This is a genomic window from Leifsonia sp. C5G2 (genome assembly GCF_013359685.1).
Lineage (GTDB): Bacteria > Actinomycetota > Actinomycetes > Actinomycetales > Microbacteriaceae > Leifsonia.
Map to the genome: position 1 here is coordinate 191815 of NZ_JABFMV010000001.1, position 22546 is coordinate 214360.

Below are 22546 nucleotides of genomic sequence, written 5' to 3' on the forward strand. Positions count from 1 at the left end.
CTGAACTCACGGGCTTCCCATCCTACCGGCCGGGATATGACGGTTCCCTTATGTGACGGCCGCTGTGGACAGCGGGGGCCCGGTGTGGCAGAAGCGAGGACGCGTCAGGAGACCTGGCGGCGGCCCTCGAAGGCGCGGCCCAGCGTGACCTCGTCGGCGTACTCGAGGTCGCCGCCGACGGGGAGACCGGACGCGAGGCGCGTGACGCGGATGTCGAGCGTGACCAGCAGCCGGCTCAGGTACGTGGCGGTCGCCTCGCCCTCCAGGTTCGGGTCGGTCGCGATGATGACCTCCTGGACCGTGCCGTCGGCGAGCCGCTGCATCAGCTGGCGGATGCGCAGGTCGTCGGGGCCGACGCCGTCGATCGGGCTGATCGCCCCGCCGAGCACGTGGTACAGGCCGCGGAACTCGCGCGTGCGCTCGATCGCGACGACGTCCTTCGCCTCCTCCACGACGCAGATCAGCGCGGGGTTGCGGCGCGGGTCGCGGCAGATGGAGCAGGTGGCCTCCTCGGAGACGTTGCCGCAGATCTCGCAGAACCGGACCTTGTCGCGCACTTCGAGCAGCACCTCGGCGAGACGGGTCACGTCGAACGTCTCGGTCTGCAGGATGTGGAACGCGATGCGCTGCGCCGACTTCGGGCCGATGCCCGGAAGGCGCCCGAGCTCGTCGATCAGCTCCTGGACGATGCCTTCGTACACCGGCTACCTCATCCCCGGGGTCGGAGGGGCGGGCTGCTCCTCGAGGAAGGTGGCGCCGAGGATCTCGCGGACGACCGCCTCGCCGTACCGCTGCGGCTGCTGGAAGGTCGGGGTGCGCGACCCCGAAGCCGGAGCCGACGACGGCCGCGCCGAGCGGGCGGGCTCGTCCGCGGCGCGCGGGGAGGCGGAAGACGGCGCCGCCGGGCGGGACGCGGCGTCGCCGGAGGGCGCGGCCGACCAGTCGCCCGCGGGCTCCTCCGGGACCGGCGGCTCGTAGGGCGGCTCGCTCTCGGGCGGCGGGACGTCGTCGAACGGCGGCTCGTCTGCCTCGGGCGCGGCCGGCGGCGCATCCGCGACGGTGGGCGCCGCCGCGACGGCGGCCGCAGCGGGGCGCTCGAGCGTGACGACGGCGGCCGTGGTCGATGCGGTGGTGACGGAGGCGTCGGCGGACGGCGCCGAGGGGATGGCGACGGTCGCCCACTCGGTGACGACGCCACCGGCGACGGCGGAGGCGCTCGGCGCCGCGCCGGAGCTCGCGGCCGGCGCCGCGCTCGACCGGGAGGGCGTGCCGCCGGCCGGGCCGGTCGCTGCCGGAGCGGACGCGCCGCCGTCGGGGGCCGCGGACGCGGGCGGTTCCGCGCCCTGCCAGGTCTCGGCGGTCGGCGCCGCCGGGGAGCCGCCGGACGGACGAGGCGAACCGCCGCCGCCCGGGGCGGAGTCGGCGCGGGCGATGAACTTCACGCGGATGCCGAGCACGTCGACGATCGCCTGGCGGAGGTACTCGCTGGTGCCGAGCGCTCCTCCGGCCTCGGGCTGGCGGAAGCTCTGCACGTCGTTGTCGCTCGGGAACGACAGGGTGAGCACGTCGCCGTTCAGCGAGCGGACCTGCGCGGTGAAGACGACCATCCACGCGCTGCGCTTCGCGCGCTGCACGGCCTCGAGGATCTGCGGCCAGGCGTCCTTCACCTGCTGCGTCGTGACCGGGCCGACCGGCGCTGCGGCCTGCGGCTCGGCCGCGGGTGCCGGCTCCGGTGACGGAGTCGCGGCGGTCGCGGGCACGGGCGCGGCGGACGGCGCCGGGGTGGACGGGGTCGCCGGGGCGGCGGCGGGCGTCGCAGTCGGCGTGGCCGCGGGCGCGGCTTCGGCGGGGGCGGCCGCTTCGGCCCGTGCGGGCTCGGGCGCCGCAGCCGCAGGGCGCACCGGTGCCGCAGGCGCCGCCGGACGCACCGGAGCCGCCGGCTCCGCGGACGAGCCGCCGACCGCGTCGCTGACGCCGACCCGGCGCTCCAGCCGCTCGACGCGGGCGAGGGCTCCGCGCTCGCTCTCGTCGCTCGACGGCACGAGCACGCGCGCGATCATGAGCTCCAGGTGGAGGCGCGGCGAGGTCGCACCGGTCATCTCGGTCAGGGCCGCGTTGACGATGTCGGCGGAGCGGCTGAGCTCGGCCGCGCCGAACTTCATCGCCTGCACGCCCATGCGGTCGAGCTCGTCCTGCGGGACGCCGCGGAGCACAGCCGCTGCACCCTCCACACTCGTCGCCGCGACGACGATGAGGTCGCGCAGGCGCTCGAGCAGGTCTTCGACGAACCGCCGGGGGTCCTGGCCGGTCTGGATGACGCGGTCGACCGCCGCGAAGGCTCCCGCCGCATCCCGCGCCGAGATGGCGTCGATGACCTCGTCGAGCAGAGCCGCGTGCGTGTACCCGAGCAGGGCCACCGCGCGCTCGTACTCGATGGCGCTGCCCTCGGACCCGGCCATCAGCTGGTCGAGCAGCGACAGGGTGTCTCGCGGCGAACCCCCGCCCGCGCGCACCACGAGCGGCAGCACGCCGGGGGCGACCGTCATGCCCTCGCTGTCGCACAGGCCCTGCATGTACTCCAGCATCTGCGCCGGCGGCACGAGCCGGAACGGGTAGTGGTGGGTGCGCGACCGGATGGTGCCGATCACCTTCTCGGGCTCGGTCGTCGCGAAGATGAACTTCACGTGCTCCGGCGGCTCCTCCACGATCTTGAGCAGCGCATTGAAGCCCTGCGGCGTCACCATGTGCGCCTCGTCGAGGATGAAGATCTTGTAGCGGTCGCGCGCCGGGGCGAAGATCGCCCGCTCGCGGATGTCTCGGGCGTCGTCGACGCCGTTGTGGCTCGCGGCGTCGATCTCGACGACGTCGAGCGACCCTCCTCCGTCGCGGCTCAGCTCGATGCAGCTGGAGCATTTTCCGCACGGGGTGTCGGTCGGGCCCTCTGCACAGTTGAGGCAGCGGGCGAGGATGCGCGCCGACGTGGTCTTCCCGCAGCCGCGCGGACCCGAGAACAGGTAGGCGTGGTTGACCCGGTTGGTGCGCAGTGCCGTCATCAACGGCTCGGTCACCTGGGACTGGCCGATCATCTCGGCGAAGGTGTCGGGCCGATAGCGGCGATACAGGGCGGTTACCACTCACACATGGTACTCACCGCCGCCGACATTCGGCTGGGCTCCGCCGTGGGTCACGGCCCCCGCACGTTCAGCGCCCGGGCGATGGCCGACCACAGCGCGACCCGGGCGTCCTCCGTCGCCTGCGCGGCGGGCGGCGGCGGCAGGTACAGCGGCGTGTACGGCGGCACGTAGAAGAGGTGCGTGGCCTGGGGTGCACGCACGTAGGCATCGCCGCCGTGCGGCGGCCGGATGGTCGCGGCGGCGTCCATCCAGCCGCACGCCGTCTCCAGCTGCTCGTCCTGTCCGGCGCAGCCGAGGACGACGGGTCCGGGGATGCGGTTCAACTCCAGCACCGCGGCGGTGCTCGGGTCGCGGTTCCCGCTCAGGCAGGGCACCCAGTCCCCGCCCACGGTCACCGCCGGTCCCGGGACGGGCGACGGGCAGACGAGCCCGGTCGTCCCGGCCGGGGCGATGGCGCCGTACACCAGCTCGGGATGCGCGACCGCCGCCCACAGCGCCAGCTGCGCGCCGCGCGAGGTCCCGAAGACGAAGATGCGCCGCGCATCCACCCCGGGCTGCGAGCGGAGCCAGGTGAGCGCGGCGACCACCCGCTCCCCTGCCAACGTGCGCACCACGTCGAGCCGGCCCTCCGCCCCGTAGGTCGACAGCATGAGGGCCGGATAGCCCATCGCGGACAGCGTGGAGGCGGCGAGCACCCCGGTCGGGGTGCCGGGGTCGGTGTCGTCGAACACCAGCACCGCCGGGCGCGGCGCCGGCGACGACGCGGCCGGGCGGAAGTAGTCGCCCAGGACCTCGCCGTCGGAGACCGCCGTCGACGGCGCGACCGAGATGAGACCTACGCGGTGCAGCCGCCGCGCGGCCACGCGCCTGCCGTCGATCGTCGCGGCGAGGTCGACGGCCACCGTCGTCCCGCCCCACTGCTCCGGCGAGGTGGCCGCGGCACCGCCGGCATTGCTCAGAGACCAGAACAGGCCCATCCCGTCGGCGCCGGTGAAGGGCGCCTCGACCGGCACGTCGTGGTCGAGGTCGACGATGCCCGACGAGGGCACCGAGTACTCCGCCCGCGACGTCCACCTGCCGCCGGTCAGCGCATCCGCCGTGATCGTGACCCGCGCACCGGGGGGAAGGGAGACCAGCCGGAGGTGCACCGGCTCCCACACGCCGCTCGGCTCCTCGCTCACCTCGAACCGCGGGCCTGCCGCCGAGGGCACGGCCCCGCAGCCGGCGAGGAGCGCCGTGACGAGACCGAGCAGGGCGGCGAGCGCCCCTCCGCGCTTCACGGCCGCATCGCCCCCGCCAGCCGGGCGAGCACCACCTGCCAGAAGGCGACCCTGGCGTCCTCCGTCGCCTGCGCCGTCGCGGGCGGCAGGTCGCTCAGCCCGACCGGCAGCTCCGGCGGCGTGGAGATCTCGTGACCGGCGCCGTCGGAGTAGAGGAATGCATCCCCGTCCTTCTCGCCCCGCACCCGCTCGCCGGCCCGGGTCCAGTCGCACGCGGTGGGCAGCAGCCGGTCGGCGGTCCCGCATGCCAGCACGACGGGGCCGGGGATGCGCTGCAGCGGGAGGATGTCGGTGCCCGCGATCGTGCGCTCCGGGTTCGCGCAGGGCAGCGGGAGGTTGTGCTGGATCAGCAGTGGGCTCCCCGCCTCCGACGTGCACTGCAGCGCCGTCGCACCGCTCGCGGCGAAGACCCCGTGCACCCGTTCCGGGTCGTGCGAGGCGAACCATAGCGCGAGCGAGGACGACGGGCCGGTGCCGTAGACGAAGACGCGGGCCTCGTCGACGATCGGGAGCGAGGAGAACCAGGTCAGCGCCGCGTCGAACGTCTCGACCGACAGCGCGGCGGACCCGGCGATGCGCCCCTCCGGCACGAACGCCGGCAGCACGAAGACAGGGAAGCCGGCCGCGGCGATCTGGTGGGCGGCGAAGGCGCCGGCGCCTCCGTCGTCGTCGCCGTCGATCACGATGACGCCGGGGCGCAGGTCGACCGGCGTGGGAACCGACTCGACCAGCAGTCCGACCTTCTCAGGCGCGGCGAGTCCGGCGGCCTCCGGGTCTCCCGTCGCGATCAGGTCGCTGCCGAGCACGTCCCGGTCGCTGGTGCCCGCGGCGAGCGGTGCACGGTGCAGGACGGCGGTGGCGACCGAGAGACCGGCCTGCTCGGCACGGAATTGGAGGTCGAGACCGCCGTAGACCCATTGCTGCTCGAGCTGCCGCTGGCTGAGCGACGGTCCGGCGAGGCTCCAGAGCAGCCCGGAGCCGTCCGGCCGGGGGTAGGGACCGGAGATCGGCTCCTGCGACCACAGCTGCACGCGGCCGTCCGGCGGCACCGCATACACCGCTCGCGACGACAGCCAGCCGGCGCCGGTGCGCGCCCGGACGGACACGACCACCGGCTCGCCCGGTTGCAGACCGGTCAGCCGCACGCCGAACGGCTGCGACATCCCGTCGCCGAACAGGCTGAACCGGATGCGCGCACCCCCGCCGCCGGCCGCCGCGCACCCCGACAGCACGGCCACCAGGGCGGCGACGGCGACCACCGCCCTGAGCATCCGGCGCCTCATCCCAGCACCGCCTTGAGCACGGCACGCCCCACCGCGTCCCAGAAGGCCACGCGCGCCCTCTCGGTCGGCTGCCCGCCCGAGGCGGGGAGGTCGATCGGCAGTCCGGGCGGAACGGAGACCGAGTGCGAGGAGCCCGCGGCATAGATCGTCGCGTCGCCCGCGCGGTGCCCCCGCGTCGCGGCGAGGGCGCGCTGCCAGTCGCAGGCGTTCGGCAGAACCGTGTCGCCCTCGCCGCACGCGATCACGACCGGGCCCGCGATGCCGTCGATGCTCGGGATGGCGTCGGGCACGACCGCCCCCGAGCGGGGCAGGCAGCGCAGGCCGTCCTCGTCTTCGTACGCCGGCGCGACCTGGGCGGCCGGCAGGCAGAGGAGGGCGGGCGACCCGGAGGCGACGAACAGGCCGTAGGTCCGAGAGGGGAACCGGGTGGCGGCCCAGACGGCGAGCTGCTCGGCGACGCCCGACCCGTAGACGAAGATCCGGTCGTGCTGGATGTCGGGCCGCTGCTCGAGCCAGTCGAACACCGCCGACACGGTGGTCGCCGAGATGATGCCCGTCGAGCGGACGCCGTCGGCCGACGCCGCGACCGGGATGCTCAAAACCGAGGCGCCGAGCTGGGCGATCAGCGGAGCGGTGAACTCGGAGGACGCCCCCTCCGACGGATCGTCGAGCATGAGCACGGCCGGCGTCTGCGGCCGCTCCAGCGACGCGGCGCTGTAGAACGTGCCGAGCGGCACGTCCTCGTGCGTCTGCCGCGGCAGCCGCAGGTCGATCGCCGGCCGCAGGTCGCGCGTGTACAGCGTGCGGACCGCGATCCCGGAGGCCAGCCCGATCAGGTCGAACCGGCGCGAGGCCACCACACGGCCGTCCGCGGAGGCCGTGAGGGTCACGGCGATCGAGTCGCGCATCCACTGCCGGGCAGCCGCCTGAGCGCCGAGCTTCGGGCCGCGGAGGGACCAGAACAGACCGGCGGAGTCCGCGTCGGCGAAGGGGGCAAGCTGAGGTCGGGCCCGCGCCAGGTCGAGGACGCCGGACGCCGGCACCGTGTAGGTGGCCCCCGAGGTCCACGTGCCGCGGCCGGTGACGAGGTCCGCCGTCACCCGGAGGCGCGCTCCCGGCTCTGCGCCGACCAGCTGCAGCGGCACCGGCCAGAGCACCGCGCTGTACCGCACCAGGGGTGGGGTGACGAAGCGCGGACCGGCCGCCCCGGCGTCGGATGCGCTGCAGGCGGCCAGGGCGGACACGGCGAGTACGCCCGCCGCGACCACCGCGGCGACGCGCGCGAGCAGCGACCGCCGGGGGCTCCGCCCCGTTCCGTCCCCGCCGCGCCGTCGCCGCATGGCCGTGCTCCCGTCAGCTCCCGGTCGACTCCCGAACGGCCTGCAACGATTGCCGGGCGATCTCGCGCTCCTCGTTCGTCGGCACGACGAGCACGGTCACCGCCGACCCGTCGGCCGAGATGACCCGCGCATCGTGCGAGGGATCGGCGTTGCGCTCCGGATCGAGCCGGATGCCGAGCACGTCCAGCCCGGTCAGGACCTCCGCGCGCAGGGCGGCGTCGTTCTCGCCGACGCCGGCCGTGAAGGTGAGGACGTCCAGGCCGCCGAGCAGAGCCGTGTACGCGCCGATGTAGTGCTTGAGGCGGTGCACGGCGACATCCAGCGCCAGCCGCGCCTCCTCGTCGCCGCCGCTTGCCGCCTGACGCACATCGCGCATGTCGCCGCGGCCGGAGAGGCCGAGCAGACCGCTGCGCCGGTTGAGGAGCTCGTCGAGCTCGTCGGTCGACAGGTGCGCGCGCCGGGCGAGGTGGACGAGCACCGCCGGGTCCAGGTCGCCCGACCGCGTGCCCATCACGAGCCCTTCGAGCGGCGTCATGCCCATCGACGTGTCGACCGAACGGCCGCCGTCGATGGCCGCGGCCGACGCGCCGTTGCCGAGATGCAGCACGATCTGCCGCAGCTCGCCGAGCGGGCGGCCGACGAACTCGGCCGCCGCCTCCGAGACGAACTTGTGCGAGGTCCCGTGGAACCCGTACCGGCGCACCCGGTGGCGCTCGGCGAGGCCGGCGTCGATCGCGTAGGTATACGCGGCGGGCGGGAGGGTCTGGTGGAACGCCGTATCGAAGACCGCGACGTGCGGCACGTCCGGGAACGCCTTCTTCGCGGCCCGGATGCCCTGCAGGTTCGCCGGGTTGTGCAGCGGTGCGAGGTCGGAGAGGTCCTCGATGTTGATCTCGACGAGCGGGGTGACGATGGTCGGCTCGAAGAAGCGCTTGCCGCCGTGCACCACGCGGTGGCCGACGGCGTCGAGCGGGTTGTCCGCGAGGCTCGGTCCCTCCGCCTCGAAGGCCTCGAGCATGGCCCGGAAGCCGGCGGTGTGATCCGGGATGGCGAGCGTGCGCTCCGTGCTCCCGTTCGGACCGCGGTGGGTCGTGTGCCCGCTCGGCTCGCCGATCCGCTCGACCAGCCCGGAGGCGAGCGACTCCTCCGTCTCGCTGTCGATCAGCTGGTACTTGAACGACGACGATCCGCTGTTGACGACGAGGACGGCGCTCACGACAGGGCCGCCTGGATCGCCGTGATGGCCACCGTGTTGACGATGTCGTCGACGGTCGCACCCCGCGAGAGGTCGTTGATGGGCTTGCGGAGACCCTGCAGCACCGGCCCGATCGCGACGGCACCGGCGCTGCGCTGCACGGCCTTGTAGGTGTTGTTGCCGGTGTTGAGGTCGGGGAAGATGAACACCGTCGCCCGCCCGGCCACCTCCGACCCGGGCATCTTCGCGGCGCCGACCGCCGCGTCCGCCGCCGCGTCGTACTGGATGGGACCGGCCACCGCGAGCTCCGGCGCGCGCTCGCGCACCAGGGCGGTCGCGGTCCGCACCTTCTCCACGTCGGCACCCGCGCCGGAGTCGCCGGTCGAGTACGACAGCATCGCGACGCGCGGCTCGATGCCGAACTGAGCGGCCGTCGTCGCCGACGAGATCGCGATGTCGGCGAGCTGCTCGGCCGTCGGGTCCGGGATGACGGCGCAGTCGCCGTAGACGAGGACGCGGTCGGCGAGCGCCATCAGGAACACGCTGGAGACGACGGACACACCCGGGGTCGTCTTGATGATCTCGAACGCCGGGCGGATGGTGTGCGCCGTCGTGTGGGCGGCGCCAGACACCATCCCGTCGGCGAGCCCGAGGTGCACCATCATCGTCCCGAAGTACGAGGCATCGGTCACCGTGTCCGCGGCCTGGTCGACGGTGATGCCCTTGTGTGCCCGGAGGCGGGCGTACTCCTCCGCGAACCGCACCCGCAGCACGTCGTCGAACGGGCTGAGCACCTCGGCGCCGGTCAGATCGAGGCCCAGCTCGATCGCGCGGGATCGCACCTCGAACGGCTCGCCGAGGATGGTCAGGCGGGCGACCCCGCGAGCGAGCAGGGTGTGGGCGGCGCGCAGGATGCGGTCGTCCTCGCCCTCCGGCAGCACGATGTGCTTCTTCGCGGCGCGGGCCCGCTCGATCAGGTCGTACTCGAACATCAGCGGCGTGACGACCTCGTGCCGGGAGACGTTGAGCCGCGCGAGCAGCGCGCCCGCATCCACGTGCCGTTCGAACAGGGCGAGCGCGGTGTCGTACTTGCGCTGCGAGTCGGCGGCGAGCCGCCCGCGGGCGTGCGTGATGCGGACCACCGTCTCGTACGTGTCGAGGCCCGTGCGCACGATCGGGAGGGGCGACCGCAGGCCGGCGAGCAGCCGCTCGATCGGCTCCGGCAGCTCGAAGCCGCCGTTCAGCACGATGCCCGCGATCGAGGGGAAGGTACCGGAGGCGTTCGCCATGAGCACCGCGAGCAGCACCTCGGTCCGGTCGCCGGGCACGACGACCACGGAGCCCTCGACCAGACGCGGGAGCACGTTGTTCATCGACATCCCGGCGACGACGACGCCGAGCGCCTCGCGCGAGAGCAGGGTCTCCTCGCCCGAGATCAGCGTGGCCCCGGTCTCCTCCATGATCGACCGGATGCTCGGGGCGACGAGGAACGGGTCCTCCGGGATGGCCCACACCGGCGGGCGGTCGGAGGTGCCCGCGGCCGCCGCCGCGGCGCCGACCACGGAGGCGACCGCCGCGACGATCGGCTCCAGCTTCTCGGCGTCGGCCCGGTTCGCGATCACCGCGAGCAGGCTCGCGTGCTCGGTGCGCAGCTCGGCGACGGCGATCTCGGCCAACTGGCGGAGATCCTCCGGCGAGCGCGGGTCCGCCTGGCCGAGCCGCTCGCCGAGGCCCTGCCCCACGCGGCCGCCGAGCACCAGCAGCACCGGGGCGCCGAGGTTCGCCGCGATGCGCGCGTTGTAGCCGAGCTCGGTCGGGCTGCCGACGTCGGTGTAGTCGGAGCCGAGGATCACGACCGTGTCGCACTGCGCCTCGACCGCGCGGAACCGCCGCACGATCTCGCCGAGAGCGGCATCCGCGTCCGCGTGCACATCCTCGTAGCCGACGCCGACCGCATCCTCGTACGCGATGCCCGCGGTGGTGCGCTGCAGCAGGAGCTCGAGCACGTAGTCCCGCTCGGCGGTCGAACGGGCGATCGGGCGGAAGACGCCGACCCGGCCGACCGAATGGCGCAGGGCCTCCAGCACGCCGAGAGCGACGGTCGACTTGCCGGTGTGCCCCTCCGCCGAGGTGATGTAGAGCGATCGCGCCACGTCAGCCGACCCGCTCGATCGCCGGGATCGTGTACGTTCCGTCGAGCACCTCCGCGCCCGGCTGGTACAGGCGCAGGATGGGGCGGAAGCGCCCGGTGGGCGCCGGCAGCCAGTTGGCCGCCGCTTTCTCGTCGGCCGGTCGGGTGGCGCTCATCGTGATGGTCAGTCCTCCGTCGTCGTCGTACACGAGCCCGCGCGTCCTGTCGCCGATCGAGTAGCGCCCGATGGGGTTGGCGACGAGGTAGTAGTGCGGGAGGTCGTACATGGTCAGCGACCAGAACGCACCGACGGGCGGGGTCGGGCTCAGTCGCAGGCGGTAGGTGCGGTCGCCGCTGAGCGGATCGCCCGCGGCATCCTCGTAGGTCATGATGTAGGCCGCCTCGTAGGCGTGGTTGCCCCACAGGCCGCCGAGCGCGGCGCCGGCGCGGTGGGCGTACCGGGTGCGCGGGTCGCTCAGCTTCCACTCCGGGGCGTCGATGGCGCCGACCTCGAAGAAGTCGAGGTTGTAGTCGAAGACGTGCAGGTTCACCTGCCAGTGATCGACGAGGGTGCCGGCCGTGCGCAGGGCCGACTCGAGCGCCTCCTTGCCGAGGGCGTATCCGGTGGCGAGCGCCGTCCGCACGGACTCCGGCTGATCGGCGATCGGGTAGGGGCTGAGCAGCCCGAGCGGCGCGTACGACTCCAGTGCCGGCCGGTCGCGCAGGGCCGGCGGGAACGCCTGCGACCAGACGCGCAGCTTCTCGAAGAAGTCGAGGGCCTCGCCCTGCCCGGTGGGGGCGGCGGGCACGCCCTCCGGCGGCACGAGGGTCTGATGCAGCGGGGTCAGCGTGAGGGCGTCCTGGAGGGCGTGCACGGCCGGGAGGTCGTCCTCGCCGTCGACGGCCCAGCGGCCGACGATCGTGCCGACGCGGGTCGAGAAGCGGATGGTGCGGACGCCGGTCCCCGTGTCGTCGCTGGTCTCGTCGGCGCCCGGCGGCAGCAGCAGGTACTCTCCGCCGGAGCCGCCGGTCGCGCGCGTCCCGACGTACGCGAAGTTGTCCGTCCACGCGTCCACGAACTGGAGGACGTGATAGCGGTCACCCGCCGCCGGGACGGAGAGCCGGACGGGGCCGACGCTCAGGTCGACCTGCGCGATCGAGTAGACGGTGTCGTTGTTGATCGAGACGAACGTGTCGTCCGGGCCGGCGAGCTCGCGCGCGTGACCGAAGACGTTGAACGGTGTGGGCGGGACGCCGCCGATGCCCTCCTCGACGAACCGGACCACCTGCTCCAGGTCGAACACCAGAGGGAAGCCCACGACGTAGGCCTCGGTCGCGAGCTCGGTCAGCTCCTCGGTCACTGCGCACCCCGTCCGTCCAACTCGGCAGCTATTCTACAAGCTGTAGAAGCCCGGCGCTCCTGGCCACAGGATACGCGGAGCAGGTGACACGCGGCTGGACGAAAAAAGACCCCCCACGCACCCGCCAGAGCCCGGTTACCCTTGCTGCGTTTCCGCCCTGGGGGAGTTGGCCTGGATGGCGCCACGTGGGGAGCCGGGAACCAGTGTAGCGGGTGCGGCTGGGAGGCGTGTGCGTCGGGGCCTTCGCGGATCAAGTAAGATACTGTGAGCCGCCGGCCGCGAGAGCGGAAGGCAGCGCCAGGAGAATTCGCCTAGTGGCCTATGGCGCACGCTTGGAAAGCGTGTTGGGTGCAAGCCCTCGGGGGTTCGAATCCCCCATTCTCCGCCATTTCCCCGTTCGACGAGCGCCGCCGAGCTGAGCAGTCGAACGTTCGAATCTCCGGCTGGGCTGCCTCCCGCCGGAGATTCGCACCGAGTGCGGCCGGATCCCCGACGCTAGAGCAGGATGACCGCGGTGCCGAGCAGCGCGAGCAGCCCGGAGAGCGGCGCCATCGCGTAGCGTTCCGGCCGGCTGCGCGACAGCGCGTTCATGACGGTCCCGAGGGCGAGGTAGGCGACGATCACCCACGCCAGCACCCTGACGACGACATCGGGGAGGCCCGAGGCGATCATCCCGGCCACGGCCAGAAAGACCGCTGCGAAGAGGGCGTAGAGCACGATCGCGACTGCGCTCGCGACGCGGCGGCGTGCGGGGAGCACGCGATCGGCTCCGCCCCACGCGAGCCGCCCCCACGGCGCGCCGGCGACGAGCGCCAGTTGGAACAGGGCGAGGGCGGCGAGCAGCACGCACAGGAGCAGCAGCGCGGCGGAGGCGACGGTCACCCGAGGAAGGTATCAGGCGACATGCCGACCGACGCACTGCGTACCGAGGGTCACGACTCCGGCGTCGGACCGTCCTGCCGCCAGATCACGGCCTGAGCCACGTAGCCGGTCGTCCCGTTCCAGGTCAGCGCCGGGCCGCCGTGCAGTTCGTAGCCGAGGTCCAGCGCCTCCGACACTCGCTCGCAGAACACCGAGTCGTCGATGCCGGTCAGCAGACGGTAGCGGGGCAGGCGTCCCTTCGTGGTCTCCATGGCACCCATCGTGACACGCTCAGCCGCCGAAGGAGGCGAGCGTGTCGTCGGCGAGCGCCGCCCGCAGCCGGGCCACCGCGCCCTGGTCCACGTTGACGATCGACTGGCCGTCCGCCGAGGTGCCGGTCCCGGCCGTCGGGAGGGTGAACGAGTGGATGCTCGACGCCCCCGACAGGCGCATGCTCGCGGCCAGCTGGAGCATGTCCTGCGTCCCGAAGTTCTGGTCGACCTTCACCGAGGAGCCGGCGGCTGCGGCGAACGAGGTGACCTTGCCGGGGTCGGCCAGCACGTCGAGGCTCATCAGCTTGGCCGCGAAGCCGCGCATCAGGGCCTGCTGGTCGGCGACGCGCTGGTAGTCGGCCGTCGGGAAGGCGTAGCGCTCGCGGGCGAAGGCGAGCGCCTGCGCTCCGTCGAGGTGGTTCATGCCCTTCACGAAGCTGTAGTGCGGCGACTTCACCGTGGTGAACGCGACCGGACTGTCCACATCCACTCCCCCGAGCGCGTTCGTCATGTCGGTCAGGCCGGCGAAGTCGACGATCGCGACGTGGTCGATGCGGGCACCGAGCAGGTGTTCGACCGTCTGCACCACGAGCGGCGTTCCGCCCCAGGCGAGGGCCGCGTTGATCTTCGCCGTCCCATTTCCGGGGATGGGCACCCAGAGGTCGCGCATGATCGAGATCAGGTAGACGTTGCGGCGGTCGGCGTCGATGTGCACGAGCATCATGGTGTCCGCGCGCTGGTTCGAGACGCCGGTCTGCCCGACTTCCGTCGGGGCGCCGCGCGAATCCGAACCGAGCAGCAGGATGTTCATCGCCCCGGTCGAGGTCGCAGCGGGCCGCACGGCGTCGGCGGGGAAGGCGCGCTGGATATGGGAGACGTGGGAGTCGAACGTCGAGGCGACGGAGCCGACGTAGACGGCACCGCCTCCCGCGGCGACGACGACCGCGACCGCCACAGCAACGACGACCGCCGCCAGCGCGACGAACCACGCATGGTGCGGCCGTCGGGCCGCCGGGTGGTGATGGTGGTGGTGAACCGAATAGGAGACCAAGGCCCCATCCCTCCTTCGCGTCTGATCGGGGACGCATCGTCGGGTTCTTGGAGGTGAGCTTTGCTCATCTATTCGTCAGGCTACCTCGGGATTCCTGAATTGTCCTCACTTTGGAGGACTCTTTTGTACCCCAGTTCGGGGGCGAAGGGCGTCGATGATCAGTTCGAGCAGCCGATCCGCCTGCGCGAGGCCTGTCTCGCCGTCGGGCACGCGCCACAGGGCGCTGAGCAGCAGGATGACGTCGTCCGGATCCACACCCTCGCGCACCTCCCCGCGCTCGGCGGCCGCGGCGAGCAGCCGGGCGATGGCGCGGCTCACCGGTGACCAGGTGGCCCCGATGACCTCCTGCGCCTCTGGACTCGTGAGCGCCTCGCCGATCCCGTGCTTGATCCGGGCGTAGGCGGCGAGCTTCCTCGCCCAGGAGCGGAACGCGTCGAGCGGCTCCTCCTCCTCGAGCATCCGGTCGACCGAGCCAACCAGCTGCTCCACCTCCTCCTGATAGACCGCCAGGAGAAGCGCCTCGCGCGTCGGGAAGTGCCGGTACAGGGTGCCGGCGCCGACGCCGACCAGCTTGGCGATGGAATTGAGTGAGACGTCCGGGTCGTCGGAGAACGCCCGGTACGCGACCTCCAGGATGCGGGACCGATTGCGCTGCGCGTCCGATCGGCGGCCTCCCGACGACGATTCCGTGGCCATGCGCCATCCTCTCTTGCAAAACGGAGAAGTCTCCGGTAACGTCCCTCCCACAAACGGAGAACTCTCCGACTATACCCGCGAGGAGATCCCATGCAGTATCGCAAGCTCGGCACGACCGGCCTCGACGTCTCCCCCATCGCGATCGGCGCGATGACCTACGGCGAGCCCGACCGCGGCCACCCCGTCTGGTCCAAGGGCGAGGAGGAGGCGCGACCGCTCATCAAGCACGCGCTCGAGGCCGGCATCAACTTCTTCGACACGGCGAACATCTACTCCAACGGCTCCAGCGAGGAGATCCTCGGCCGGGCACTCGCCGACTTCGCCGACCGCGACGACGTCGTCATCGCCACCAAGCTTCGCCACCCGATGCGGCCGGGACCGAACGGCCGGGGCCTGTCGCGCAAGGCGATCATGACCGAGGTCGATCACTCGTTGCGCCGCCTGGGCACCGACTACATCGACCTGTACCAGATCCACCGCAACGACCACTCCACCCCGCTGGAGGAGACTCTGGAGGCGCTGCACGACCTCGTCAAGGCCGGCAAGGTGCGCTATCTGGGCGCCTCCTCGATGTTCGCATGGGAGTTCGCCAAGGCGCTCAATCTGCAGCAGCAGCACGGCTGGGCCCGGTTCGTCACCATGCAGGACCACTACAACCTGCTCGCCCGTGAGGAGGAGCGCGAGATGATCCCGCTGTGCCTGGACGAGGGCGTCGGCACGATCGTGTGGAGCCCGCTGGCGCGCGGCCGTCTGACCCGGGCCTGGGACGATGCCCGCACCACCGCACAGTCCGAGAGCGACGGCGACTACGCCGACCTGCTCTACACGCCGGCCGAGGAGGAGTCCAACCACGCCATCATCGACGCGGTCGGCGAGGTCGCCGCCGCGCGCGGGGTCAGCCGAGCCACCGTCTCCCTCGCGTGGTTGCACCGCCAGCCGGTCGTGACCGCTCCGCTGGTCGGCGCGAACACCACGCAGCAGATCGACGAGGCCATCGCCTCCCTCGACGTGGAGCTCACCGACGACGAGGTCACCGCCCTCACCGCGCCGTACACGCCGCGGTGGGACTGGCAGGGCGTCTCGGATGAGGCGACACTGGAGGCCATCCGGCGCCGCGTGCCCGGGATGGCGCTGCGCTGATCGCATGGGGCCGCGCGGCCTCGTGGCCGAGCAGAAAGACACCGACGGGGCGTCGCTCGGCTGGGGGATACCGTCCGCCCCGCCGGCGTCATGCTCCAATTGTCCGCCGAACGCACCGAAAAGCCAACGAACGCATTCGCTTCGACCGTCAGCGCAGGATGCCGAGCCCCCGCGCCTCCGCCACCGCCGCCGTCCGCGACCCGACGCCCAGCTTCGAGAACACGTGCACGAGGTGCGACTTCACCGTCGCGTCCGTGACGTGCAGCCGCGCGCCGATCTCGCCGTTGGACGCGCCCTCCGCGACCAACTGCAGCACCTCGATCTCGCGCGCCGACAGGCTCACCTGCGGAGCGCGCATCCGGGCGAGGAGCCGGCCGGCGATCGCGGGGGCGAGGGCGCTCTCCCCGCGCGCCGCCGCCCGAACCGCCGCCACCAGCTCGTGCGGCGGCGCGTCCTTGAGCAGGTAGCCGCTCGCCCCGGCCTCGACCGCGCCGAGGATGTCGCCGTCGGTGTCGTAGTTGGTGAGGACGAGCACGTATGGCGCCGCATCCAGCGCCCGGATGCGGCGGGTCGCGTCCGCTCCGGTGTCGGCCTCGCCGAACTGCAGGTCCATCAGGACCAGCTCCGGCGTGAGCTGCTCCGCCAGGGCGACCGCCTCTTCCGGCGTCGCCGCCTCGCCGACCACCGTCACGTCGTCGGCCGCCGTCAGCAGGGCGCGCAGGCCGGCGCGCACGACCGGATGGTCGTCGGCGATGAGGACGTGGATCATCGCTCCCCCTTCCCGAGCGTCACCGCGAGCGTCGTGCCGCGGCCCGGTGCGCTGTCGATGCGGAGCTCTCCCCCGAGCTGGTCCACGCGCTCCTGGATGGCCCGCAGCCCGAACGAGTCGGTCGAGGCGGCCACAGCACGCGCGACGGCGGGATCGAAGCCGGACCCGTCGTCGGCCACCACCAGGCGGGCGCGGGACGCGTCGGCGTCGAGCTCGATGCGGACGTTCGCGGCGCCCGCGTGCTGCGCGACATTCGCCAGCGCCCCCTGGGCGATCCTGAGCAGGGCGGTCTGCGCGTCCATCGGGATGCGGTCGTCGCCCGCCGCGGTGACCGTCACGGTCAGCCCGTCGCGCGTCCACTGGTCGCCGAGCCGCCGAAGCGCCGAGCCGAGGCCCTGGTCGAGCGACGGCGGCGTCAGCTCGCGGATGAAGCGGCGCGTCTCTGAGAGAGCGTCCGCCGCCGTCTCGCGCGCCAGCCGGACATGCTCGATCCCGGGCCGGTCCTCATCGGCCTGCTCCGCGGCGAACAGCAGCAGCCGGATGCTCGACAGGCTCTGCGCCACGGTGTCGTGCAGCTCCCGCGCCAGGCGGGAGCGCTCCGCCAGCATGCCCTGCTCCCGCTCGGACGCGGCCAGCCGGTCCCTGGTCGCCAGCAGCTCGGCGAGCAGCGCCTCCCGCTCGGCCGCCTCCCGGGCGAGCGCGCGGTAGCCCAGACCGATCAGCAGGGCGACGCCGGCGCCGACCAGCGGCCCGATCACCCCGCCGAGGGTGAAGCCGGAGTGCAGGCCGAGCGCGACGATGGCGACGACGGTCGCCGCCACCACCGCGACCGGGCCGATCCTCGGCGGCAGCACGTGCAGGTAGAGGAAGAACAGCGGGAAGACCAGGTAGGCCGCCTCGGGCACGAGGAAGACGAGGGCCACCCACACCAGGGTGAGCGCCGAGATCCACAGCACGCCGCCCACCCGGCGGCGGCCCGCGGGCTGACGGGCGACGACGGCGCCCGCGACGTAGACGACGGCGAACAGGAGGGCCAGCAGCAGCGCGACCCAGCCGAGCGGCGACGGCACGAGCAGCACGCGCAGCACCACGAGCGCGAGGAGGGCGGCGACCAGCACGTGCAGGCCGATGCGCAGGCCGACGAACACGGGGGTCAGAGGGGTGTGCGGCATGTCGTCCTCAGGATACGGAACGTGCGTCCGGAGCGGATCAACCGAAAGTTCGATCGCAGGACCCATCCGGCTGGCGATGACCCGCCGGCCGCGCGACGGGAGGCTGGAGAAGGCGTCGCGGAGGGTCCGCGGCCCGGAAAGGACCAACGTGTTCGTCGCCTGGCGCGACCTCCGGCACGCCCGTGGCCGGTTCCTCCTGATCGGCGCGGTCGTCGCCCTCATCACCCTCCTCGTCGGCTTCCTCGCCGGCCTCGCCGGCGGGCTCGCCGCGCAGAACGTCTCCGCCGTCCTGAACCTGCCGGGCGACCGGCTCGTGCTGCAGACCTCGGCCGGCGCGCGACCGTCGTTCTCCGAGTCGACGCTCTCGCCCGAGACGGTCTCCGCGTGGCGGGACGCCGACGGCGTCCGCGACGCCACCGCCATCGGCATCGTGCAGGGCAGGGCCTCCGACACCGCGTCCGGCGGCTCGACCTCGGTCGGGGTCGCGCTGTTCGGGATGCCCGACGACGCTCCCGCCTCCGCCGTCACCGACCTCGCCCCGCGGCGCGACGGCGAGATCGGCCTGTCGGCCGGGGCCGCGAAGGACCTCGGGGTGGGCGTCGGCGGCCACGTGTCGATCGCCGGCACGAGCTACCGGGTGACCGCCGTGGGCGGCGACCTCTGGTACAGCCACACCCCCGTCGTCGCGCTGACCCCCGCCGCCTGGGCCGCCGCGGACGGCCGGCTGGGCGGAACCGGCGAGCCGACCGTGCTCGCCGTCAGCGGCTCCCCCGACTGGGACGCCGTCGCCTCCGCCACCGGCACGATCGCGAACCCGCCGCTGCTGAGCCTCACCGCGCTGGAGACCTTCACCTCGGAGATCGGATCGCTCGGGCTCATGATCGCGCTGCTGTTCGGCGTGTCCGCCCTCGTCGTCGGCGCGTTCTTCACCGTGTGGACGATGCAGCGCTCCGCCGACATCGCCGTGCTCAAGGCGCTCGGCGCATCCACCGCCGCTCTGGTCCGGGATGCCCTCGGCCAGGCCCTCGTCGTCCTGGTCGCCGGCATCGGCGTCGGGATGGCCGCGGTCGTCGGGCTCGGACTGCTGGCCGGCGGCGCGCTGCCGTTCCTGCCGAGCCCGCTCACCTCCGCCCTCCCCGCCGCCGCCATGGCGCTGCTGGGCCTCGCCGGCGCGGCCGTCGCGCTGCGCTCCGTCACCTCCGCCGACCCCCTCACCGCACTCGGGAGCAACCGATGATCACCCTCGACGACGTCACCCTCACCTTCCCGGACGGGGACGCGCGCATCACCGCCGTCGACCACGTCTCGCTCACCGCCCGCCCGGGCGTCGTGACCGGCATCACCGGGCCGTCCGGCTCCGGCAAGTCCTCGCTCCTCGCCGTCGCGGCGACGCTGATCCGGCCGGACTCCGGCCGCGTCCTGGTCGACGACGTGGATGCCGCCGGCCTGACCCGCCGCGAGGCGACGGCTCTGCGCCGCGACCGCATCGGCATCGTGTTCCAGCAGTCGAACCTCCTGCCCGCGCTGACCGCCCGGGAGCAGCTGCTCGTCATGGCCGAGCTCGGCGGGCGGCGCGACCGGCGCGGCGACGTACGGCGGCGCGCCGACGAGCTCCTGGACGCCGTGGGACTCGCCGCGCACGCCGGCAAGCGCCCCGCGCAGCTCTCCGGCGGCCAGCGCCAGCGGGTGGCGATCGCCCGCGCGCTGGTGCACGAGCCGTCGGTGCTGCTCGTCGACGAACCGACCAGCGCACTCGACCAGGAGCGCGGCGCCGCCATCATGCAGCTCATCCAGGACCTCAGCCGCGACCGCGGGACCGCCACCCTGCTGGTGACGCACGACCTCGTGCACCGCGGAGCGCTGGACGAACTGGTCACGATGGTCGACGGCCGGGCGGAGGTGCCGGAGGCGGCGCGAGTGTCGTGATCGGTGTTCGCTGAGCGCTCGTCGGCACCTGGCAAACGCCTGGGCGAGACTGGACCGGGCCGCTGAACGCGTCTACCGTCCGATGTCGGTCTGTGCCGTCTCCGTGCACGGGCCGCGGAAGGAACCACCGTGATCGACCTGACCTCATCGCCGCACCTGAGCGCGCGGCTCTCGCCGGACGCGACCGGCGAGCTGACCGGCGACGGCGTCCACGAGAGCTTCGCCGAGGACAGCACGCAGCGCCTGCGCGAGGCCGTGTTCGGCCGCGTCGGCGAACTCGCGGCGGCCGCCGGCCGCCCGGTGCGGCTCACCGTCTCCGACGAGGAGGGCGACTGGCTCCTCGCCGTCCAGCCCGACGGCAGCATCGGCGACGAGGAGGCCCTCTCGGTCGGTTCCGCCGACGCCCCCACGCCCGTCGCCTCCACCGAGCCGCCGTCGCGCGAGTCGTTCCTGTACGTCGAACGGCCGCGTCCGGACCGCGCGAAGCAGGGCCTCCGCGGCGCCCTCGCCCGGGCCGGGATGCCCCTCGCGCCCTCCGCCGCCGAGCTCCGGGAGCGTGCGGAGCTGGATGCGGTGAGCCGCCACTGGGCCGGACCCCGCACCATTGCGATCGTCAACGGCAAGGGCGGAGCCAACAAGACGCCGACCACGGCCCTCCTGTCGGCCGTGTTCGCCCGCAACGGCGGCTCCGGCGTGCTCGCGTGGGACAACAACGAGACCCGCGGCACGCTCGGCTGGCGCACCGAGAAGGACGAGCACGACGCGACCGTGCAGTCGCTCCTCCCGGCGACCGACGCGCTCATGTCGGCCGGCGCCAGAACCGCCGACATCGGCCACTACGTGCACCACCAGAACGCCGACAAGTACGACGTGCTGCGCTCGAACCCGACGATGCTCGCCACCGAGCAGCGGATCTCCAGCGCCGACTTCGACCGTCTCCACACCGTCGCCACGAAGTTCTACCGGCTGGTCATCATCGACAGCGGGAACGACGAGTCGGCCGAGCGCTGGCTGCGGATGATCGACCACACCGACCAGCTCGTCATCGCCACGACCGCGCTCGGCGAGCACGCCGAGGCCGGGGCGCTGCTGCTGGAGGCTCTGCTGCAGCGCGACGCGCACTCGGCGCGGCTCGCGCGCGAGGCGGTCGCGATCGTGTCGCAGTCCGAGCGCACCGGACCGGCCTCCGAAGTCGGGCGGGTCGCCAAGGGGTTCGAGCCGCTCGCGCGGCGGGCGGTCACCATCCCGTTCGACCCGGAGATGCACGGCGGCCGGCTCTCATTCGAGTCGCTGGCGCCGCGGACGCGCCGCGCCTGGCTGCACGCGGCCGCCGCGGTCGCCGAAGGGCTCTAGCGGCGGTCGAGCGTGCCGACCTGCTTCCCGCCCGTGCGGTAGACGACGAGCGTGCCGCCGTCCACCTTCGCGGTGTCGGCGAGGTTCAGCCACGGCGTGACGCCGGGGCATGCCTTGGCGATCGAGGCGAACGGCCCGAACGTGAACGTGTCGCCCGAGATCGAGCCCTTCCCCTCCACCGGATTGCAGCCGTCGGTGCCGGAGAACGAGCCGTCGGACGAGATGGTGAGGGACGGCTGTCCTGAGGCGACCGTGCCCCAGTCGCCGACGAACGGGGAACCGGAGGACGTGCATCCGGTGAGCGCGAGGAGTGCCACCACCACGGTCGCCGTCAGGGCGCCGCGAGCCGATCGGCTTGTCATGGCTCGACCGTAGTGGGCGCGCACGCCCCCGGCCAGCCCTGTCGTGCGGAGAGCAGTTTCGGAGAAGCGCGACCTGCAGCCGACCCTCTACGGTCGGAGGCATGACGAAGACCACCGAGACCGCATCCACGTCCGCCGCCTTCACCGAGGAGGAGCGCGCCGCCATGAAGGAGCGCTCGAAGGAGGTCAAGGGCGCCCGCCGCGGCAAGGCGACGCGCGAGGAGGACACGCAGGACGTCCTCGACAAGATCGCCGAGCTGCCGGACCACGACAGGCGGCTCGCCGAGCGCGTCCACGCGATCGTGACAGAGACCGTGCCGGACGCCTGGCCGAAGACCTGGTACGGGCAGCCGGCGTACGCCATCGGCGGCAAGACGTTCTGCTTCTTCCAGCCGTCGTCGAAGTTCAAGACCCGGTACTCCACTCTCGGCTTCAACGACCCCGCCCAGCTGGACGACGGCACGATGTGGCCGGTCGCCTTCGCAATCGTCGACCTGACGGCGGAGGACGAGGAGCGCATCCGGGAGCTCGTGAAGACGGCCGCCGGCTGACGGACCTGCACCGGGGGCACCGACCCACCACCCCCGCATGGGTGTCCCCCAAAATGCCGCTACCGGGAGCGCTCCGATTCCTAGAGGCTCATGGAGTGAACGAGCAGACCGGGGTGCACAGGGACGCGGGACCGACCCGCGAGATCGTCCTGCGCCCGCACCGCCACCTGTTCCTCCGCGGCATCGTCGCGGTGCTGGCCCTGACGACGCCCGTCTTCGCGGTGCTCTACTGGCTGACCATCCCGGGCGAGGGGTGGCCGGTCGTGCTCGTCGCGCACCTGATCGTGATCGCGGCGACGATCGTGGGCGTCGCGTCGTTCCTCAACACGACCATCGCCGTCGGGCCCGGCGGGGTGCGGGAGCGGGGCTTCTTCGGCCGCACGGTACGGGTGGCCCCCGGCGAACCCGGTGCCGTCATCATGGTGAAGGTGTACGAGGGCAGTACCCTCGACGTGCTGCCCCAGCTCTTCGTCGCGTCGGCCGAGGGCCGGCTCCTCATCCGGATGCGCGGCCAGTTCTGGTCGTCGGAGGACATGGAGCGCGTCGCCGAGGAGCTCGACGTGCCGGTCACCCGTCCCGCCGAGCCGATGACGCCCGCGCAGCTGCGGCAGACGTGGCCGCGGCTGCTGTACTGGTTCGAGCGCGTGCGCTTCGGGCGCTGACCGTCGC

General features: G+C 72.9%; 21 protein-coding genes, 1 tRNA gene and 1 other RNA gene. 7 read left to right on the plus strand and 16 right to left on the minus strand.

The features are described 5' to 3' along the window. Positions 1–104: 104 nt before the first annotated feature. The 9 genes from recR to ffs form a co-directional block, all read right to left on the minus strand. On the minus strand, positions 105–701 hold the full coding sequence (gene recR / locus HNO83_RS00880; protein WP_175335615.1) for a recombination mediator RecR: 597 nt from the start codon (positions 699–701) through the stop codon (positions 105–107). Between the two features lie 3 nt (positions 702–704). After that, positions 705–3134 carry a DNA polymerase III subunit gamma and tau gene (locus HNO83_RS00885; RefSeq protein WP_175335616.1) on the minus strand — a complete coding sequence of 810 codons (2430 nt, stop codon included), beginning with the start codon at positions 3132–3134 and terminating at the stop codon, positions 705–707. A gap of 50 nt (positions 3135–3184) precedes the next feature. Continuing rightward, positions 3185–4414, minus strand: coding sequence for an acyl-CoA thioesterase/BAAT N-terminal domain-containing protein (locus HNO83_RS00890; RefSeq protein WP_349627040.1), 1230 nt, complete (start codon positions 4412–4414; stop codon positions 3185–3187). Continuing rightward, a complete protein-coding gene (locus HNO83_RS00895) occupies positions 4411–5685 on the minus strand; it encodes an acyl-CoA thioesterase/bile acid-CoA:amino acid N-acyltransferase family protein (RefSeq protein ID WP_249776399.1) in 1275 nt (424 codons plus the stop codon). Before HNO83_RS00895 ends, HNO83_RS00890 begins: the two co-directional genes overlap by 4 nt. Positions 5686–5693: 8 nt before the next feature. Beyond that, a complete protein-coding gene (locus HNO83_RS00900) occupies positions 5694–7037 on the minus strand; it encodes an acyl-CoA thioesterase/BAAT N-terminal domain-containing protein (protein ID WP_175335618.1) in 1344 nt (447 codons plus the stop codon). Between the two features lie 13 nt (positions 7038–7050). Beyond that, a complete protein-coding gene (locus tag HNO83_RS00905) occupies positions 7051–8253 on the minus strand; it encodes an acetate/propionate family kinase (protein ID WP_175335619.1) in 1203 nt (400 codons plus the stop codon). After that, complete coding sequence (gene pta / locus HNO83_RS00910) at positions 8250–10385, minus strand: phosphate acetyltransferase (protein WP_175335620.1); 2136 nt, start codon at positions 10383–10385, stop codon at positions 8250–8252. The genes HNO83_RS00905 and pta overlap by 4 nt, the downstream gene beginning before the upstream one ends. A gap of 1 nt (position 10386) precedes the next feature. Then, positions 10387–11724, minus strand: a complete 1338-nt coding sequence (locus HNO83_RS00915) for a DUF1254 domain-containing protein (RefSeq protein ID WP_175335621.1) — start codon at positions 11722–11724, stop codon at positions 10387–10389. A 101-nt stretch (positions 11725–11825) separates the two neighbouring features. Next, an RNA gene (gene ffs, locus HNO83_RS00920) (signal recognition particle sRNA small type) lies at positions 11826–11922 on the minus strand. A 102-nt stretch (positions 11923–12024) separates the two neighbouring features. On the opposite strand from ffs, the gene HNO83_RS00925 reads away from it, so the two are divergent. Next, positions 12025–12112: transfer RNA gene (locus tag HNO83_RS00925), tRNA-Ser, on the plus strand. A 107-nt stretch (positions 12113–12219) separates the two neighbouring features. Here HNO83_RS00925 and HNO83_RS00930 read toward each other — a convergent pair. The 4 genes from HNO83_RS00930 to HNO83_RS00945 all read right to left on the minus strand — a co-directional run bounded on the left by HNO83_RS00930 (position 12220) and on the right by HNO83_RS00945 (position 14604). Then, a complete protein-coding gene (locus HNO83_RS00930) occupies positions 12220–12606 on the minus strand; it encodes a hypothetical protein (protein ID WP_349627041.1) in 387 nt (128 codons plus the stop codon). Between the two features lie 50 nt (positions 12607–12656). After that, a complete protein-coding gene (locus HNO83_RS00935; RefSeq protein WP_175335622.1) occupies positions 12657–12857 on the minus strand; it encodes a DUF1737 domain-containing protein in 201 nt (66 codons plus the stop codon). Positions 12858–12876: 19 nt separating this feature from the next. After that, the gene (locus HNO83_RS00940) at positions 12877–13908 is read right to left on the minus strand and encodes an LCP family protein (RefSeq protein ID WP_175335623.1); all 1032 of its coding nucleotides are present in this window, start codon (positions 13906–13908) and stop codon (positions 12877–12879) included. A 105-nt stretch (positions 13909–14013) separates the two neighbouring features. Further along, on the minus strand, positions 14014–14604 hold the full coding sequence (locus HNO83_RS00945) for a TetR/AcrR family transcriptional regulator (RefSeq protein ID WP_175335624.1): 591 nt from the start codon (positions 14602–14604) through the stop codon (positions 14014–14016). 90 nt (positions 14605–14694) lie between these two features. On the opposite strand from HNO83_RS00945, the gene HNO83_RS00950 reads away from it, so the two are divergent. After that, complete coding sequence (locus HNO83_RS00950) at positions 14695–15744, plus strand: aldo/keto reductase (RefSeq protein WP_175335625.1); 1050 nt, start codon at positions 14695–14697, stop codon at positions 15742–15744. A gap of 148 nt (positions 15745–15892) precedes the next feature. On the opposite strand, the gene HNO83_RS00955 is transcribed toward HNO83_RS00950, so the two are convergent. Next, positions 15893–16513 (minus strand): response regulator, encoded by a 621-nt coding sequence (locus HNO83_RS00955; protein WP_175335626.1) that lies wholly within the window; start codon positions 16511–16513, stop codon positions 15893–15895. Further along, the gene (locus HNO83_RS00960) at positions 16510–17685 is read right to left on the minus strand and encodes a sensor histidine kinase (protein ID WP_175335627.1); all 1176 of its coding nucleotides are present in this window, start codon (positions 17683–17685) and stop codon (positions 16510–16512) included. Before HNO83_RS00960 ends, HNO83_RS00955 begins: the two co-directional genes overlap by 4 nt. Before the next feature lie 148 nt (positions 17686–17833). Between HNO83_RS00960 and HNO83_RS00965 the strand changes: the two genes are divergently transcribed. From HNO83_RS00965 to HNO83_RS00975, 3 genes are all read left to right on the plus strand, one after another. After that, the gene (locus HNO83_RS00965) at positions 17834–18922 is read left to right on the plus strand and encodes an FtsX-like permease family protein (protein ID WP_175335978.1); all 1089 of its coding nucleotides are present in this window, start codon (positions 17834–17836) and stop codon (positions 18920–18922) included. Beyond that, a complete protein-coding gene (locus HNO83_RS00970) occupies positions 18919–19611 on the plus strand; it encodes an ABC transporter ATP-binding protein (protein ID WP_175335628.1) in 693 nt (230 codons plus the stop codon). Before HNO83_RS00965 ends, HNO83_RS00970 begins: the two co-directional genes overlap by 4 nt. A gap of 129 nt (positions 19612–19740) precedes the next feature. Beyond that, positions 19741–20964, plus strand: coding sequence for a MinD/ParA family ATP-binding protein (locus HNO83_RS00975; protein ID WP_349627042.1), 1224 nt, complete (start codon positions 19741–19743; stop codon positions 20962–20964). Here HNO83_RS00975 and HNO83_RS00980 read toward each other — a convergent pair. After that, the gene (locus tag HNO83_RS00980; protein WP_175335629.1) at positions 20961–21326 is read right to left on the minus strand and encodes an META domain-containing protein; all 366 of its coding nucleotides are present in this window, start codon (positions 21324–21326) and stop codon (positions 20961–20963) included. The two genes, HNO83_RS00975 and HNO83_RS00980, sit on opposite strands and share 4 nt — an antisense overlap. Positions 21327–21427: 101 nt before the next feature. On the opposite strand from HNO83_RS00980, the gene HNO83_RS00985 reads away from it, so the two are divergent. Then, the gene (locus HNO83_RS00985) at positions 21428–21877 is read left to right on the plus strand and encodes an iron chaperone (RefSeq protein WP_175335630.1); all 450 of its coding nucleotides are present in this window, start codon (positions 21428–21430) and stop codon (positions 21875–21877) included. Between the two features lie 95 nt (positions 21878–21972). Further along, a complete protein-coding gene (locus HNO83_RS00990; protein ID WP_349627043.1) occupies positions 21973–22539 on the plus strand; it encodes a hypothetical protein in 567 nt (188 codons plus the stop codon). The last annotated feature ends 7 nt before the right edge of the window (positions 22540–22546 follow it).